The sequence below is a fragment of the Streptomyces sp. TG1A-60 genome (genome assembly GCF_037201975.1).
Taxonomy (GTDB): Bacteria; Actinomycetota; Actinomycetes; order Streptomycetales; family Streptomycetaceae; genus Streptomyces.
The window spans coordinates 3,812,796-3,827,543 of record NZ_CP147520.1; the positions used below are offsets into that span (position 1 = coordinate 3,812,796).

General features: G+C 69.0%; 13 protein-coding genes, 1 tRNA gene and 1 pseudogene. 8 read left to right on the forward strand and 7 right to left on the reverse strand.

Annotated elements, in window-relative coordinates; all coding sequences use genetic code 11:
* Positions 1-18: 18 nt before the first annotated feature.
* The gene (locus tag WBG99_RS16275) at positions 19-1,251 is read right to left on the reverse strand and encodes an MraY family glycosyltransferase (protein ID WP_338896999.1); all 1,233 of its coding nucleotides are present in this window, start codon (positions 1,249-1,251) and stop codon (positions 19-21) included.
* A 253-nt stretch (positions 1,252-1,504) separates the two neighbouring features.
* On the opposite strand from WBG99_RS16275, the gene WBG99_RS16280 reads away from it, so the two are divergent.
* From WBG99_RS16280 to WBG99_RS16300, 5 genes are all read left to right on the forward strand, one after another.
* Entirely contained in the window at positions 1,505-3,826 is a 2,322-nt protein-coding gene (locus WBG99_RS16280) for a (Fe-S)-binding protein (RefSeq protein ID WP_338897001.1), read from the forward strand.
* A 471-nt stretch (positions 3,827-4,297) separates the two neighbouring features.
* Positions 4,298-5,773: an FG-GAP-like repeat-containing protein gene (locus WBG99_RS16285; protein ID WP_338897002.1), complete on the forward strand. Its 1,476-nt coding sequence runs from the start codon at positions 4,298-4,300 to the stop codon at positions 5,771-5,773.
* A 315-nt stretch (positions 5,774-6,088) separates the two neighbouring features.
* On the forward strand, positions 6,089-6,484 hold the full coding sequence (locus tag WBG99_RS16290; protein ID WP_338897003.1) for a nuclear transport factor 2 family protein: 396 nt from the start codon (positions 6,089-6,091) through the stop codon (positions 6,482-6,484).
* A 133-nt stretch (positions 6,485-6,617) separates the two neighbouring features.
* Entirely contained in the window at positions 6,618-8,105 is a 1,488-nt protein-coding gene (locus WBG99_RS16295) for an FG-GAP repeat protein (protein WP_338897004.1), read from the forward strand.
* 300 nt (positions 8,106-8,405) lie between these two features.
* The gene (locus WBG99_RS16300; RefSeq protein ID WP_338897005.1) at positions 8,406-9,329 is read left to right on the forward strand and encodes a Yip1 family protein; all 924 of its coding nucleotides are present in this window, start codon (positions 8,406-8,408) and stop codon (positions 9,327-9,329) included.
* A 371-nt stretch (positions 9,330-9,700) separates the two neighbouring features.
* Here the strand turns inward: WBG99_RS16300 and WBG99_RS16305 are convergent, their stop codons facing one another.
* The gene (locus WBG99_RS16305; protein WP_338897006.1) at positions 9,701-9,934 is read right to left on the reverse strand and encodes a hypothetical protein; all 234 of its coding nucleotides are present in this window, start codon (positions 9,932-9,934) and stop codon (positions 9,701-9,703) included.
* Positions 9,935-10,124: 190 nt separating this feature from the next.
* On the opposite strand from WBG99_RS16305, the gene WBG99_RS16310 reads away from it, so the two are divergent.
* Positions 10,125-10,529 carry a hypothetical protein gene (locus tag WBG99_RS16310; RefSeq protein ID WP_338897007.1) on the forward strand — a complete coding sequence of 135 codons (405 nt, stop codon included), beginning with the start codon at positions 10,125-10,127 and terminating at the stop codon, positions 10,527-10,529.
* Positions 10,530-10,540: 11 nt separating this feature from the next.
* Here WBG99_RS16310 and WBG99_RS16315 read toward each other — a convergent pair whose 3' ends face one another.
* The 5 genes from WBG99_RS16315 to dcd all read right to left on the reverse strand — a co-directional run bounded on the left by WBG99_RS16315 (position 10,541) and on the right by dcd (position 13,868).
* A complete protein-coding gene (locus tag WBG99_RS16315; RefSeq protein WP_338897008.1) occupies positions 10,541-11,263 on the reverse strand; it encodes an ATP-binding protein in 723 nt (240 codons plus the stop codon).
* A 9-nt stretch (positions 11,264-11,272) separates the two neighbouring features.
* Positions 11,273-11,917 carry a hypothetical protein gene (locus WBG99_RS16320; RefSeq protein WP_338897009.1) on the reverse strand — a complete coding sequence of 215 codons (645 nt, stop codon included), beginning with the start codon at positions 11,915-11,917 and terminating at the stop codon, positions 11,273-11,275.
* A gap of 324 nt (positions 11,918-12,241) precedes the next feature.
* Positions 12,242-12,532 (reverse strand): hypothetical protein, encoded by a 291-nt coding sequence (locus WBG99_RS16325; protein ID WP_338897010.1) that lies wholly within the window; start codon positions 12,530-12,532, stop codon positions 12,242-12,244.
* A gap of 254 nt (positions 12,533-12,786) precedes the next feature.
* Entirely contained in the window at positions 12,787-13,296 is a 510-nt protein-coding gene (locus tag WBG99_RS16330) for a phosphoribosyltransferase (protein ID WP_338897011.1), read from the reverse strand.
* Complete coding sequence (dcd, locus tag WBG99_RS16335; protein WP_338897012.1) at positions 13,293-13,868, reverse strand: dCTP deaminase; 576 nt, start codon at positions 13,866-13,868, stop codon at positions 13,293-13,295. The genes WBG99_RS16330 and dcd overlap by 4 nt, the downstream gene beginning before the upstream one ends.
* A gap of 543 nt (positions 13,869-14,411) precedes the next feature.
* Here dcd and WBG99_RS16340 point away from each other — a divergent pair.
* Positions 14,412-14,485: transfer RNA gene (locus tag WBG99_RS16340), tRNA-Gly, on the forward strand.
* A 109-nt stretch (positions 14,486-14,594) separates the two neighbouring features.
* A pseudogene (locus WBG99_RS16345) lies at positions 14,595-14,723 on the forward strand (VapC toxin family PIN domain ribonuclease); the annotation flags it as partial.
* Positions 14,724-14,748: the final 25 nt, after the last annotated feature.

Below are 14,748 nucleotides of genomic sequence, written 5' to 3' on the forward strand. Positions count from 1 at the left end.
CCGGGCGACGTTCGACCGTCAGGGAGCGCCGTCCGATGCGCGCTCTCGGCGCTCCGGCCGGAGCTCCTCGTACTCCGCCGGCCCCAAGCCCGGTGACCCGCCCACCCTCTCCTGCCGCCCCGCCGCCCGCGGGCGGGGCCGTGGCGGGCGCGGAGGTGGGCCGGGAGCGCGCCGCCCGGGAATGGGGCGGGGACGGGCGGCGGCGCCGGGGGCGGGGACGGGGTGAACGCCGGTCGGGATGGAGTGAACTCCGGTCGGGACGGGGCGGACGCCGGTCGGAGCGGGGCGGGCCGCGCCGGCCGGCACGAAGAGCGACCCGAGGACGACCACGCCGGCGACCCCCGCCACCCACAGCGCGGTACGCGGCTCCGTCCACAGCATGTGGATGGCGAACCCGACACCGGACGCGCCGGCGGCGGCGACGCCCAGTACGACCACCACCCCAGGCGGCGTGAGCCCGACCCGCCGCAGCCGGTGCGCGAGATGGTCGGGCCCCCCGCGCCACAGCTCCCGCCCCGCCCGCTTCCGCGACACGAGGACGAGCACGGCGTCGGCGGTCGCCACGGCCGTGAGGGCGAAGGGCGCCCCGACACCGGCCTCGTAGCCGACGGCGTACACGTGGAGCACGCCGCCCGCGAGCAGGAACCCCACGAAGAGGGCCCCGCAGGTGCCGAGCACGACCCGCGCGGGCGGCCAGTTGTGCATCAGGAACCCGGTGAGCGCCGCCGCCAACACGCTGAACAGCGCCGCCAGACCGTCCATGACCTCGGCCGCCGCGCACCCGCCCAGCGCGAACGCGGTGACGGCGCCGACCACCCCGAGCACCCCGTCGGAACGCCCCATCCCCTTGAACCCGTGCACCACAAACGCGATCCAGGCAACCCCCAACAGCCCACCGGGCACACCCAGTTCGCCGTACGGCACGACCAGCGCGGCGGCGACCACGACCCCGGCCGTCCGTACCGTGAAGGGCAGCCGCCACACATCACCGACCAGGCCGAGCACCCCCAGCCCGGCTCCGACGACGACCAGCCGCCCGGCCTCACCGCCCAGCGGGGCGACCCCGCTCCACTCCCCCACCCACGCCACGCCGCCCACCCCGGCCATGACCGCGACGCCCCCGAGCAGCGGCACCCCGCGGCCCCGCCGCCGCTCCACGATCCCGAACCGCGCCGCGGGCACGCGTACGGCCGCCGAGAGCACGGCGGTCAGCAACAGGGCGGAGGCGGCGGCGAAGATTCCATACAGCACGGATCCAAGTTAGGCGTGAATGTCATAATTCCTCATGAATAACACGATCGTTTTGAAAGAGCATGATGTCCGGGGCTCGACGGGGCCACACTCAGGCAACCCTCAGCGACGCAGATCACCGCCCCCCTGGCTACAGTGCGGCAGAAGAACTGGGTAGTCTCAGACGGACTGCATAAGTTACCGCTTAGTAATGAGCTCCGAGGCGCCCGAGGCACCTCGGAGGAAACCCCTCGCAGGCCCGAGGAGCCCCGAAATGCAACTCGCCGCGATCATCGTGTCGCTGGTCCTGACCGTGGTCGGCGTGGCGCTCATCGCCCGAGCCGTGGCGCAGATCTACCGGTTCGTGAAGCTCGGTCAGCCAGTGCCGGCGGGCAGCCGTACCGATGCCCCGAAGGCGCGCACGATCACCCTGGTCAAGGAGTTCCTCGGCCACACCCGGATGAACCGGTGGGGGATCGTCGGCTTCGCGCACTGGTTCGTCGCGATCGGCTTCCTGACGCTGCCGCCGACCCTCGCGCAGGCGTACGGCCAGCTCTTCCAGGCCGACTGGACGCTGCCGGTGATCGGCGGCTTCCTGCCGTTCGAGATGTACATCGAGTTCATCGGTGTGATGACGGTCCTCGGCATCCTCGTCCTGATGGCCATCCGGCTGCTCAACCTGCCCTCCCGGGCCGGCCGCAAGTCGCGTTTCGCGGGTTCCAAGGCCTGGCAGGCGTACTTCGTCGAGTACGTCATCCTCACCATCGGTCTGGCCATCTACGTGCTGCGCGGCCTTGAGGGCGCCCTCCACCACGTGGACCACTACGAGGCCGCGTACTTCGCCTCGTACCCGCTGGTCCTCGCCTTCGAGGACCTCGGCCCGAGCACCCTCCAGAACCTGGTGTACCTCGTCGCGATGATCAAGATCGGCACCTCGCTGATCTGGATGATCACGGTCTCGCTGAACACCAACATGGGTGTCGCCTGGCACCGCTTCCTCGGCTTCCCCAACATCTGGTTCAAGCGGAACGCGACCGGTGAGACCGCGCTGGGTGCGCTGCAGCCGATGACGAGCGGCGGCGAGCCGATCGACTTCACCGACCCCGGTGACGACGACGTCTTCGGTGTCAGCCAGGTCGAGCAGTTCTCCTGGAAGGGCATCCTCGACTTCTCCACCTGCACCGAGTGCGGTCGCTGCCAGTCGCAGTGCCCGGCCTGGAACACGGGCAAGCCCCTCTCCCCCAAGCTCCTCATCATGTCGCTGCGCGACCACGCGCACGCCAAGGCCCCGTACCTGCTCGCCGGTGGCGGCAAGACCATGGAGGGCGAGGAGAAGGCGTCCGAGGAGCAGCTGGCCGGGGTGCCCGCGGCGGCGCTGGCCGAGGCCGAACGGCCACTGATCGGCACCGTCGAGGAGAACGGCGTCATCGACCCCGACGTCCTGTGGTCCTGCACCACCTGCGGTGCCTGCGTCGAACAGTGCCCCGTCGACATCGAGCACGTCGACCACATCGTCGACATGCGCCGCTACCAGGTGATGATCGAGTCCGCGTTCCCGTCCGAGGCGGGCACGATGCTCAAGAACCTGGAGAAGAAGGGCAACCCCTGGGGCCTGGCCAAGAAGCAGCGCCTGGAGTGGCTGAAGGAAGTCGACTTCGAGGTGCCGGTCGTCGGCAAGGACATCGAGGACCTGTCCGAGGTCGAGTACCTGTACTGGGTCGGCTGCGCGGGCGCGCTGGAAGACCGCGCGAAGAAGACGACGAAGGCCTTCGCCGAACTGCTGCACATGGCGGGCGTGAAGTTCGCGATCATGGGCGGCGACGAGAAGTGCACCGGTGACTCCGCCCGCCGCCTCGGCAACGAGCCCCTGTTCCAGGAGCTCGGCATGGAGAACGTCATGGCCCTGAACATGGCGTTCGGCGAGGAGACGGACGACGACGGCAAGGTGACCCCCGAGTCGCGGAAGCCCAAGTCGGCCAAGAAGATCGTCGCCACCTGCCCGCACTGCCTCAACACGCTCGGCAACGAGTACCCGCAGCTCGGCGGCGACTACGAGGTCATCCACCACACCCAGCTGCTCCAGCACCTCGTCGACGAGGGCAAGCTGGTCCCGGTGACTCCCGTCGAGGGCCTCATCACCTACCACGACCCCTGCTACCTGGGCCGTCACAACAAGATCTACACGCCCCCGCGCGAGATCATGACCGCCGTCCCGGGCCTGCGTCAGCAGGAGATGCACCGCCACAAGGAGCGCGGCTTCTGCTGCGGTGCCGGTGGCGCGCGGATGTGGATGGAGGAGCGGATCGGCAAGCGCATCAACAACGAGCGCGTCGACGAGGCCCTGTCCCTGAACCCGGACATCGTCTCCACCGCCTGCCCGTTCTGCCTCGTCATGCTGACCGACTCGGTCAACGGCAAGAAGGCTGCAGCCGAAAGCGGCTCCGCCGCGGGCGGCAAGGCCAAGGAGTCCATCCAGGTCGTCGACGTCGCCCAGCTCCTCCTGGAGTCCGTCAAGACCCCGGCCCCGGACGACGGCGAGCCCCCCGCGGGCACGGCGGAGACGGAGACCGAGCCGGAGCCCCAGCCGGTGAAGTGACCCCGGACCGGCAGGCCCGGCTGTACGACGGATGCCCCCGCGCTCGGGTCGAGCGCGGGGGCATCCCTCCTTCACCGGGGGCGCCGTATCGGGTGTCCCGGACGCCGTAACCGTTCATCGTCGTGTCCTCCCCGTCCACGCGGCCGACCACCGGCCACCCGCACTCCGGACTCACGACCACCGCCGGACGTTCGGTTCACCGGATGTGGCCGGGGCGTATGACACCTGGGCGGACAGGAGCGAGCAGGAGCCGTACGGGCAAGAGGGCACCGGCGCCCCGCCCGTTCCACAGGCCAAGGAAATTCTCCGAATTTCTCGAACTCCCGTACAACCCTCCCTCACCCCCATCGGTCTCTTGTTCGCCGACTTCCCCGTGAACCCTCGGCCAACTCCGGGCGAACACGGACAGGAAGGGCACCCCATTTGACTGCGGATGTCTGCCAGGCTCCGCATGCAGCAGGAGATTCCCGCATGCACAAGCATCTGCGACTCGCCCTCGCGACGGCCTCCGCGGCCGCGCTGACCGGCGGTCTGCTCACCTTCACGGCCGCGACGGCGACGGCGGCCGACTCGGTCCACCACCCCGTGGCGGACTTCAACAACGACGGGTACGGCGATGTCGCGTACGCGGCCGGCGCGGCCACCGTCGGAGGCAAGAGGGGCGCCGGTCAGATCGTCGCCCTGTACGGCTCGGCGAGCGGTGTGACCTCGTCGAAGCGCGCCACGATCAGCCAGAACACCACCGGAGTGCCCGGCACGGCCGAGACGGACGACGGGTTCGGCTGGGTGAGCGCGTACGGCGACTTCAACGGCGACGGCTTCGACGACCTCGCCGTCTCCGCGTTGCTGGAGGACGTCAGCGGCGACAAGGACGGCGGCACGGTCGCGATCCTCTGGGGCTCGTCGAAGGGCCTGTCCGGCGCCACGACGATCAAGGACCCGGCGCCCTCCTCCCACGACGAGTGGGGCAAGACCCTGGCCGCCGGTGACTTCGACGGCGACGGCACGGAGGACCTCGCGGTCGGGGCCACGTCGAGCACGATCCGCGTCTTCAAGGACGGCATCACCAAGTCCGGCACGGCGGGCGGCCTCTACACGATCAAGCCGCCCATCATGTCCGGCAGCGGCACGGGCCCGCTCAACCTCACCGCGGGCGACGTCAACGGCGACAAGCGGACCGACCTGATCGTCGACGGCTTCGAGACCGACAGCGAGTACGGCTGGAACGCCAACTACTACGTGCCCGGCACCGCCTCCGGCCTGAACGCCTCGTCCGCGCAGAAGCTGAAGCCCGGCGTCATCACCGGCATCGGCGACGTCGACGGCGACGGCTTCGGCGACATCGTGACCGGCGAGGAGTGGGACCCGTCCAAGGACGGCAGCGAGCCGTCCGTGCCCGAGTCCGCCACCGGCGGCAAGGTCCACATCATCCACGGCTCCGCCGACGGCCCGGCCGGCGCCACCTCCATCACCCAGAACACCGGCAACGTCCCGGGCGCCTCCGAGCGCGGTGACTGGTTCGGCAACGAGCTGTCGCTCGGCGACATCAACGGCGACGGCTTCCAGGACCTGGCGGTGGGCGCCGCCGGCGAGAACCTCGGCGGCGTCGTCAACACGGGCGCGGTGACGGTCCTCTACGGCTCGGCCTCCGGTCTGAACACCTCCTCCGGCACCCAGTTCCTCGCCCAGTCCACGGCCGGCGTCCCCGGCTCGGACGAGAGGGACGACTTCTTCGGCTCCGAGGTGAAGCTCACCGACGTCACGGGCGACGGCAAGGCGGACCTGACGGTCGGCGCGTACGGCGAGAACGGCGGCAACGGCATGGTCGTCTACCTGCCGTCCAACGGCACGAAGATCACCACGACCGGCTCGCGGTCCCTGTCGACGACCGCGGTCGGCGTCTCGACGGACGCGTCCCCGCTGTTCGGCGGCAACGCGGCCAACTGAGCGGCGACCGACGTACACCGCCTTCGAGTGGGGCCCGCATCCGGCAAGGGTGCGGGCCCCACTCGCGACAGGGGCGGACCACGGCCTCAGGGGTTCACGAGGGTGCCCCACGGGAGGCTGTCACACCACGCACGCGCTCACGTGCAGGACGTGATGACCCGGCTGGCGGCCACGCGGAGGTGCACCCCACCGCCCGCGCCCCCACACGCGAGCGCCATCCGCGCTCGCGCTCGCGAAGACCCGCGCCCGCGAAGATAATTGCCTGTAAAGGTCGAAAACATCACGAACACGAACAGTGGAAAGCCGGCGATCCCCATGGCTGAACACCCGAACGCAGCGCTCGTCCGCAAGGGCTACGAGGCCTTCACACGCGGCGACATGGACGCCCTCCGCGGCCTGATGGCGGCGGACTGCACCCACCACGTCCCCGGCAGTCACTTCCTCTCGGGCGACTACAAGGGCCAGGACTCGATCATCGACCTGTACCAGCGGCTCTTCGAGGAGACCGGCGGGACGTTCAACGTCGAGCTGAGCCATGTCCTCGTCGACGGACGGGGCCACGCGGTCTCCGTACACCGCTACACCGCCGAGCGGGGCGACAAGCGCCTCGAACAGAACGGCTGCCTCGTCTTCCGGATCGTCGGAGACAGGTTCACCGACATCGACGAGTGCCAGGAGGACCTGGACAAGGAGAGCGAATTCTGGGGCTGACGCGCCCAGCGACTTCGCACACCCCCCACACACCTTCTCGGACGACCACACGCACAACCCCGCACGGCCTCCAGGTGTCACACAGGTGAACCAGCCACCACCCCCGACATCCGGCCACCTACCTGGAGCCCCCGTGCACAGACGGACGTACGCCCTGGCGGTCGCCACCATGGCGACCGCCACCGCCGCAACGGCGACCCTCGCCCTCCCCCTCGCCCCGCACGCCACCGCCGTTCCGTCCGCCCGCCCCACCCCCGTGACCAGCGACTTCAACGCCGACGGCTACGCGGACCTCGCCGTCGGCGTCCCCGACGCGACCGTGAACGGCAAGGCGAAGGCCGGCTATGTGCACGTCGTATGGGGCGGCGCGAAAGGCCTCGGCAGGCACGGCGGCATCCGGATCAGCCAGGCCGCCTCCGAGGTCCCCGGCACCCCGGAGGCGGGCGACCGCTTCGGCACGGCCGTGGCGCTGGACGACCTGAGCGGCGACGGCGTCGCGGAACTGATCGTCGGCGCACCCGGCGAGGACGTCACCGGCCGTGGCGCGGACGCGGGCTCGGTCACCGTCGTCGGCGGCGCGAAGGGCGGGCCCGGACCGGGCTCCACCGCCCTCACCGGCCCGTCGGCGAAGTCGGCGTACGGCTGGTCGGTCGCGGCGGCGGACCTGACCGGCGACGGCGGCCGGGACCTCGTGATCGGCGGCCGGGACAGGGTCGTCCTCACCGCTGTCGTCGACGGCGGTGAGGACGTCGTCGTCACCACCGTCCTCGCCACCCCCATGGGCGGTCGCGCCCCGCTCCTCGCCACCGGCGACTTCACCGCCGACGGCACGGACGACCTGGCCGTCGCCTTCCACACCGTCAACGCCCCCCACACCCGGTCGCACGTACGGCTGTGGGCGTGGGACGCGGCCGAGCGGCGCATGGTCAACACCTGGAACGCCGACAACGGTGCCGCCTCCGCGCTCGCCGTCGGCGACTACGACGGCGACGGCCTGGACGACCTGGCCCTCGGCGAGTGCCGCGAGATCGCCGACGAGAACATCGACGACCCGTGCGGCCCGGAGTCGTACGCCAAGGGCGGCGGCATCCACATCCTCTACGGCGGCGAGAACTCCTTCGGCCACCGCTCCCAGACCCTCAACCAGGACACGGTCGGCGTCTACGGCGCCGCCGAGGACGGCGACGGCTTCGGCGCCTCCCTCGCCGTACTGGACTGGAACGGCGACGGCCGCGACGACCTGATCGCGGGCGCCCCCGGCGAGGCCATCGGCACCCGTGAGGCCGCCGGCGCGGCCACGCTGCTGCTCGGCCACGTCGGCGGCATCGTGGACCGGTTCGGCGAGGCGTCGTCCGTCCCGTACCACCAGGGTCGCCCCGGCGTCCCCGGCGCAGCCGAGGCCTCCGACGCCTTCGGCACAGCCGTGGCCACCGGCGACTACGACAAGGACGGCACCCCGGACGCGGCCGTCGGCACCCCGGGCGAGAACACGGCCTCCGGCGGCGTCTGGATCTTCCCGAAGACCTCCGTGACCAACTCCTACGCCCTCACCCCGAAGAAGCTGGGGCTCCCGTCCCCGACGTCTGCGTTGTCGTACGGCAGGTACCTGAGCAGCCACTGACGTCGTCGGTCGTACGGCCGGTGCCCGAGCAGCCACTGAGACGGGTGACCGGGCGGTTCCACGACGCGCCCCTGAAAACACCCCTGCTTGTGTCCCCGATCCCCTCCCCGATCCCCTCCCCGATCCCCTCCCCGATCCCCTCCCTGATCCCGTCCCTGAAAGCACCCCCGAAGGCATCCCCGACCGAACCCCTTTCCACGCCCTGACGATCCCTTAGGGGATGTCACAGCTCGGCAGCAAAGGGGGGCCCGTCGGTCCCGCCCGGCGCACCGCCGCCCGGGACCAGGTACGTTCGATGACGTGGCTGGATTCAGGATCGGACGCGGCCGGGACAACGGCGCTCCTCAAGCGCGACAGCAACACCCTCCGTACGGACAGCAGGCCCCGCAGGCCGGCGGCCCGTCGTACGGCTACCCCCAGACGCCCCCGCAACCGCCGTACGCCGGCGGCCGGGGCGGCGGTCAGGGCTGGCCCCAGACGCACGGCGGGCACCCCGGAAACCACGGCAACCATGGGCACCGCGGCGAACCGGAGTACTTCGGCGACGACGGCGCGCACCCTCAGGGCGGCGCGGACCCGTACGCGGCCAACAACCCGGGGCACACACAGATGTTCGCCGTCGGCGACCCGTACCACCAGAGCGACACCTACCGCGCGGGCCAGGCCCCACCGCCCCCGCTCGGCCCGCGGCTGTCCTGGAAGGCGCTCCTCAAAGGCATCATCACCAGCCCGAACCAGACCTTCCTGGTGATGCGGGACTACGCGGTGTGGGTGCCCGCCCTCATCGTGATGTTCCTGTACGGCATGCTGGCCGTCTTCGGCTTCGACACGGCCCGCGAGGACGCGATCAACGCCACGCTGTCGAACGCCGTACCGATCGTGCTCGTCACGGCCGTGACGATGGTGGTGAGCACGTTCGTCCTGGGCGTGGTCACCCACACCCTGGCCCGCCAGCTCGGCGGCGACGGCGCCTGGCAGCCCACGGTCGGCCTCTCCATGCTGATCATGGCCCTGACGGACGCGCCCCGTCTGCTCGTCGCGATGTTCGCGGGCGGCGACGCCTCGTTCGTCCAGATCCTCGGCTGGATCACCTGGGTCGCCGCCGGCGCCCTGCTGACCCTGATGGTCTCCAAGTCCCACGACCTGCCCTGGCCGAAGGCCCTCGGCGCCTCCGCGATCCAGCTGATCGCGATCCTGTCGCTGATCAAGCTGGGCACGTTCTAGGCCAGGGCTCGATGTGCGGTGACGAGTGAGGGGCTCCCGGCGACAAGCCGGGAGCCCCTCACTCGTGTGCCCCACTGCCCCACTGCCCCGCTGCCCCGCTGCCCCGCTGCCCCACTGGTCCGCTACCCCACTGGTCCGCTGTCCGTCTGATCCAGTGAGCCGGTGCTCAGGCGTCGAGAACCTGCCCGTCCCGCCTGACGACCGGCGGCTCGACGCTCCAGGGATCGTTGACCTTATGAGGGTCGTCACCCACGTGAAATACCGCAGGTCAGCCCGATGGCAGGTCGGCGCCTTCCTCTCGCGTCGCCGGGTGAACAGCGAGAAGGCCCGGCGCTGAGGCCGGGCCTTTGATTCGGACAGCACGGTGAGGATCAGCGCCACACGGGTTCGATCAAACTCGGATCGAACTTGCGCCTCCCCCGCCCGGCAGGATGGATCAAGACGGCCGACAGGCTGTGCAAGATCAACGTCTGCTGACGCTCGATGGGCAGGGACCGGAAGTCCTCCCCGATGTCGGCGCTCAGGGATTCGGCCTGATGCCGTGCCTTGTTGAACCGGCCGCGCTCCAGCTTCAGCTCATCGCGACGCCGCTCAAGATCCGGCAAGAGCAGAAGCAGAGTCGAAACGTGTCCACGGACAGCGGGCCGTCCGGGTGAGCGGACTTTTCAGGTCCTTGCAGGCGGACAGTCGATCTCCCTGTCCGGTATGACTATTGGTCCCTCGGATGAGGGTGTGTGAGGGTTGGGGATGGGCCGTTGCGCCGGCGATGTCAGTGGTGGCTGCGACGCTGCTGGCATGATTCCTTGGAACCTGCCCGATCTCGACAAAGCCTTGCGAGCCAGTTGGGCTGCCGACACCTGCTCACCAAGCGATTTGAGTGGCATTGCCTGGACGGCCGACAACCCTGCCTGGGGCCACTGTGACATCACCGCCTTGATCGTCCATGACATTTTCGGCGGTGATCTCGTGGTCGGCGAAGTGCATCTTGATCTGGACCAGCACGGCTTCCACTGGTGGAACCGGTTGCCCAGCGGTGTCGAACTCGACTTGACGCGCGAGCAGTTCCAGCGGGACGAGACCGTCACCGAGGCCCGTGTCGTCGAGCGCCCGCCGGGCCCCCTGCGTCGCTGGGACGAGTACCTTCTCCTGCGCAAGCGCGTCATCGAGCACCTCCGCCATCTGCCGGAGCCGGCCGTCTGAGCAGGCCAGGGTCAGCCCGGCTGGTTCAGTGGGACGACGCCCTGGCCGGTGGTGGCCTGGGTCAGCCGCAGGCTGGAGCCTTCGGTGAGAACGATGTGGGCATGGTGCAGGAGCCGGTCGACGGCGGCGGTGGCCAGCGTCTCGGGCATGATCGAGTCGAAGCCTGAGGGGTGCAGGTTCGAGGTGACGATCACGGACCGGCGTTCGTATGCGGCGTCGATGACGCGGTAGAACGCCTCGGCGGCGGCCTGTCCGGAGGGCAGCATGCCGATGTCGTCGATGACGATGAGGTCGCATCGGGTGATCTTCGCGACGGCCTTGGAGACGGTGTTGTCGACGGTCGCCCGCCCGAGGTGTGCGGTGAGTGATTCGAGGGTGAACCAGGAGCCCTTCATTCCTTCGTCGATCGCCTTGTTCGCCAAGGCCTCGGCGAGGTGGCTTTGTCCGGCGACGGCCAGATTCTCTGCGCGGCCGATCCATTCCAGCGTCATCAGGGCCTGCTGTGTCGGGGCCGGGATGGAGGAGTCGGCCTCGCGCCAGGAATCGAAGGTCTTCCCGGATGGGAGCTGGGCCTGCTGGCGATGGTTGCGGCGGGTCGCCTCGTCCCGTCCCTTGATCTCTTCTTCCACCAGGATGCGGACCACTTCGGCTGGGTCCCAGCGTTGCGATCGGGCCGTCGCGAGGACCTCGGGGGCCGCCCGGCGCAAGTACGGAAACGAGCTGCTGTGGTCCACGGGTGCGTGTCAGCCGGTCGCGCCCTCTTGCCATAGCTTCGTGAACGCACGGGTCCACAGGTCGTACGTCTCTCCCCGGCGGTACTTGTAGACGGTTGTGTTCCAGCCGTGCTGGTCCGCCCTGTAGCGCGTCACATACACCGCCCGCTCGGTCAGGACGACTCGGGCCAAGTGTGGGAAGTTGTAGCCCCGCACCTCGACTCCGCCAGTCGCCAGCGGCGCCAGGTAGTCGTAAGTGGTGGTGATCTGACGGCGCAACAGCCCAGTGCCAAAGGCGGTGTCGAAGGCCTGCAGCTCCTCTTCCCGGTCATTGATCCAGTCCCGCTCGCCAGTCGGCACGTCTAGACGTGGCAGGAGCACGCGGCACCGGCAACTGCCTGCCTGGCACCGCCTCCACAACTCCTGGAACGGGCCACGTTGCAAGTCCATGCCCCGGCTCGTCAGGATTGCCACCTCCCGAGCCTTGCTCAACTCCCTCGTGAGATCCGCGGCCGCGTCCGGGCCACCCGCAAAGACCTCTTCCACATCCAGACGCAGCAGATGGGCTGCCATGCCGCGCAGGACCCGGCGTGCGGTTTTCGACAACGTCCAGGCCAGGGCGACGAACATGGCGCTGGCCACCAGTGACACCAGAATGTCCTGCACGAATGCCATACTCGCCCGCCCCCACTTGGCAAGGACCCCGACACAACACGTCCGCCAGGTTTGTCCCCACACTCGCGACCATGCAGTCATCCCGCGCCAGGTGAGAACACTTGAACCGCTGCCGAGCCCTGGGAAGCCCACTGGCAGAACGCGGTTCGGGCCGTCCCTGGGCCGTCCGAGGTCGCTCGACAGTGGCCAAGGGCCACCAACGACGACCACCAGGCGCACAGGCCGACCACTCCTGAACAGGGAAAACGCAGGTCACCAAGATCCCCGGCAAGACCCAGGGCAAGAAGACGTAGCGCACCGAGCGGATAGAGCCTGTCGTTTGAATCAGGCCGTGTGACGGCGGCGAACCCAATGGACACCCTTCACGGCGTAGACGGCGGCCATGAGCGCGAAGCCAGCGAAGGTGAGCCAGAACCAGAATTCCGCCACTGCGAGACTCAGCAGCAGGCCGCCGAAGAGCAGCAGGGAGGCGACGACGTCCAGCAGGTCAAGGCGCGCCTCGAAACGCACCGACGAGTCGGATCCGCGCAGTCGGCGGATGATGGGAACCAGGCCGAGGGCCTGCAAGACGGCCAGACCGAGAGCGATCCAGACGAACCAGCCGGGTATGTCCACGGCGCGCACCCTATCGCGCCCCCGGAACCCTTGAGTGTCTAGCTGCGTGACAACGCCGACAAACAACAGCGAACGCCCGCGAACGTCGGCGGACCATCAGCGCAGCTCAGAGCCACACCAGACCAAGGCAGCGCCCCCGCCCAAGTTGCTTCGGGGGGAAGAGGTCTGCCAGTCAGCAGCCCTCGGCAGGCGAGTCTGGGCACGCAAATGGCCCCTCGGTGATCATTCGAGGGGCCATCGTCCTGCCTCGCAGGTCAGAACGCTTCCGTCGACGGAGTGATCGGCTCCCCAGACCTACGTACTGGAGGCAACACACTCCAGGGGAAGTTGATCCAGTCGTCCGTACGCTTCCACACATACTCGCACTTCACGAGGGAGTGGGACTTCTCATAGATCACGGCGGACCGTACCTCCGCCACGGCGTCGAGGCAGAAGTCGCGGACCAGCTTGAGCGTCTTGCCCGTGTCGGCCACGTCATCCGTGATCAGCACCTTCTTGTCGGAGAAGTCGATCGTGTTCGGGACGGGCGCGAGCATGACGGGCATGTCGAGCGTCGTGCCCACGCCGGTGTAGAACTCCACGTTCACCAGGTGGATGTTCTTGCAGTCGAGGGCGTAGGCGAGGCCGCCGGCCGCGAAAACCCCGCCCCGGGCGATGGACAGCACGATGTCGGGCTCGTACCCGTCGTCGGCGATGGCCTGCGCGAGTTCACGGACGGCGACGCCGAAGGCTTCGTAGGTCAGGTTCTCCCGGACGCCACTCACACCTGGGTCCGGTGGAAGTTGAGGAAGGACCGGGAGGCGGTCGGCCCCCGCTGCCCCTGGTAGCGCGACCCGTACCGCTCGCTGCCGTACGGGAACTCGGCCGGCGAACTGAGCCGGAACATGCACAGCTGCCCGATCTTCATGCCGGGCCAGAGCTTGATCGGCAGCGTCGCGAGATTCGACAGCTCCAGCGTCACGTGCCCGGAGAACCCGGGATCGATGAACCCGGCGGTGGAGTGGGTGACGAGCCCGAGCCGCCCCAGCGAACTCTTCCCTTCGAGCCTCGAGGCGAGATCATCGGGCAGCGTGACGACCTCATACGTACTGGCGAGCACGAACTCCCCCGGATGCAAAATGAACGGCTCATCCCCCTCCGGCTCCACGAGCCGCGTGAGATCCGCCTGCTCGACGGACGGGTCGATGTGCGGATAGCGGTGATTCTCGAACACCCGGAAGAAGCGGTCGAGACGCACGTCGACACTCGACGGCTGCACCATGGATTCGTCGTACGGTTCGATCCGCACCCGGCCGACGTCGATCTCGGCCCGGATGTCCTTGTCTGAGAGAAGCACGCCCCGAGGATACGCAAGACGCGCGGACCGCCCACAACCAGGACGGACCCGCGCGCCTGTACGACTACTTCCTGTCTACCGCCTTGCCGGTTCTACCGCTTCTGCCACGCCACCGGCACGACACTGCGCAGCCGGGCACAGCGTGGGCAGCGCATGAGCCGACCGGGGCCGAGGCGTTCGGCCTGCTGCATCGGGAACGAAGCGGTGCTGAACACGTGCCCATCGGCACAACGGACGACGGTGCGCTCCATCAAGTCCAAGAGTCCCTTCCCCAAGAGCCGCGTCTGGCTGTCGACCTGACGTCGACCTGACGACGAAAGCCACATTACGGGATGATTGGGACGGCCCTCCAGGCGGCACCCCGGCCCCGCCGAAGCCCGCTCAGACCCTCTTCCGCCCCTCCACCGTACGCCCCAACTCCCGTCCCCCGCAGCCCCGTCCCCACCCCCGAAACGCATCCGGGCCCCACGCCTTCAGCGCGTGGGGCCCGACATGAGGTAAAGTGACGACGCGTTCCGACACCGGCACCGACCGGCGTCTTACGCGGGTGTAGTTTAATGGTAGAACATCAGCTTCCCAAGCTGAGAGCGCGAGTTCGATTCTCGTCACCCGCTCCATGATGAAGCCCCAGGTCAGTGGCCTGGGGTTTAATTGTTGTCTAGTCCAATTTGAGGGCTTCGTGCCCTCCGCACGCCCTAAGTCGCGCCGATGTGTCACCAGGCGGGGCAGATGGCCCAGGCCGGGGAGCATCGTCGTGCCTCGGCGGTGGATCTCGTCACCGCCGCCACCGCGGCCCACCACGGCCTGGCTGTCCTCCACGACGACGCCGACTACCGGGCCATTGCCCGGCACGCTGTCGGCGTACGAGCTGAAGTGCATA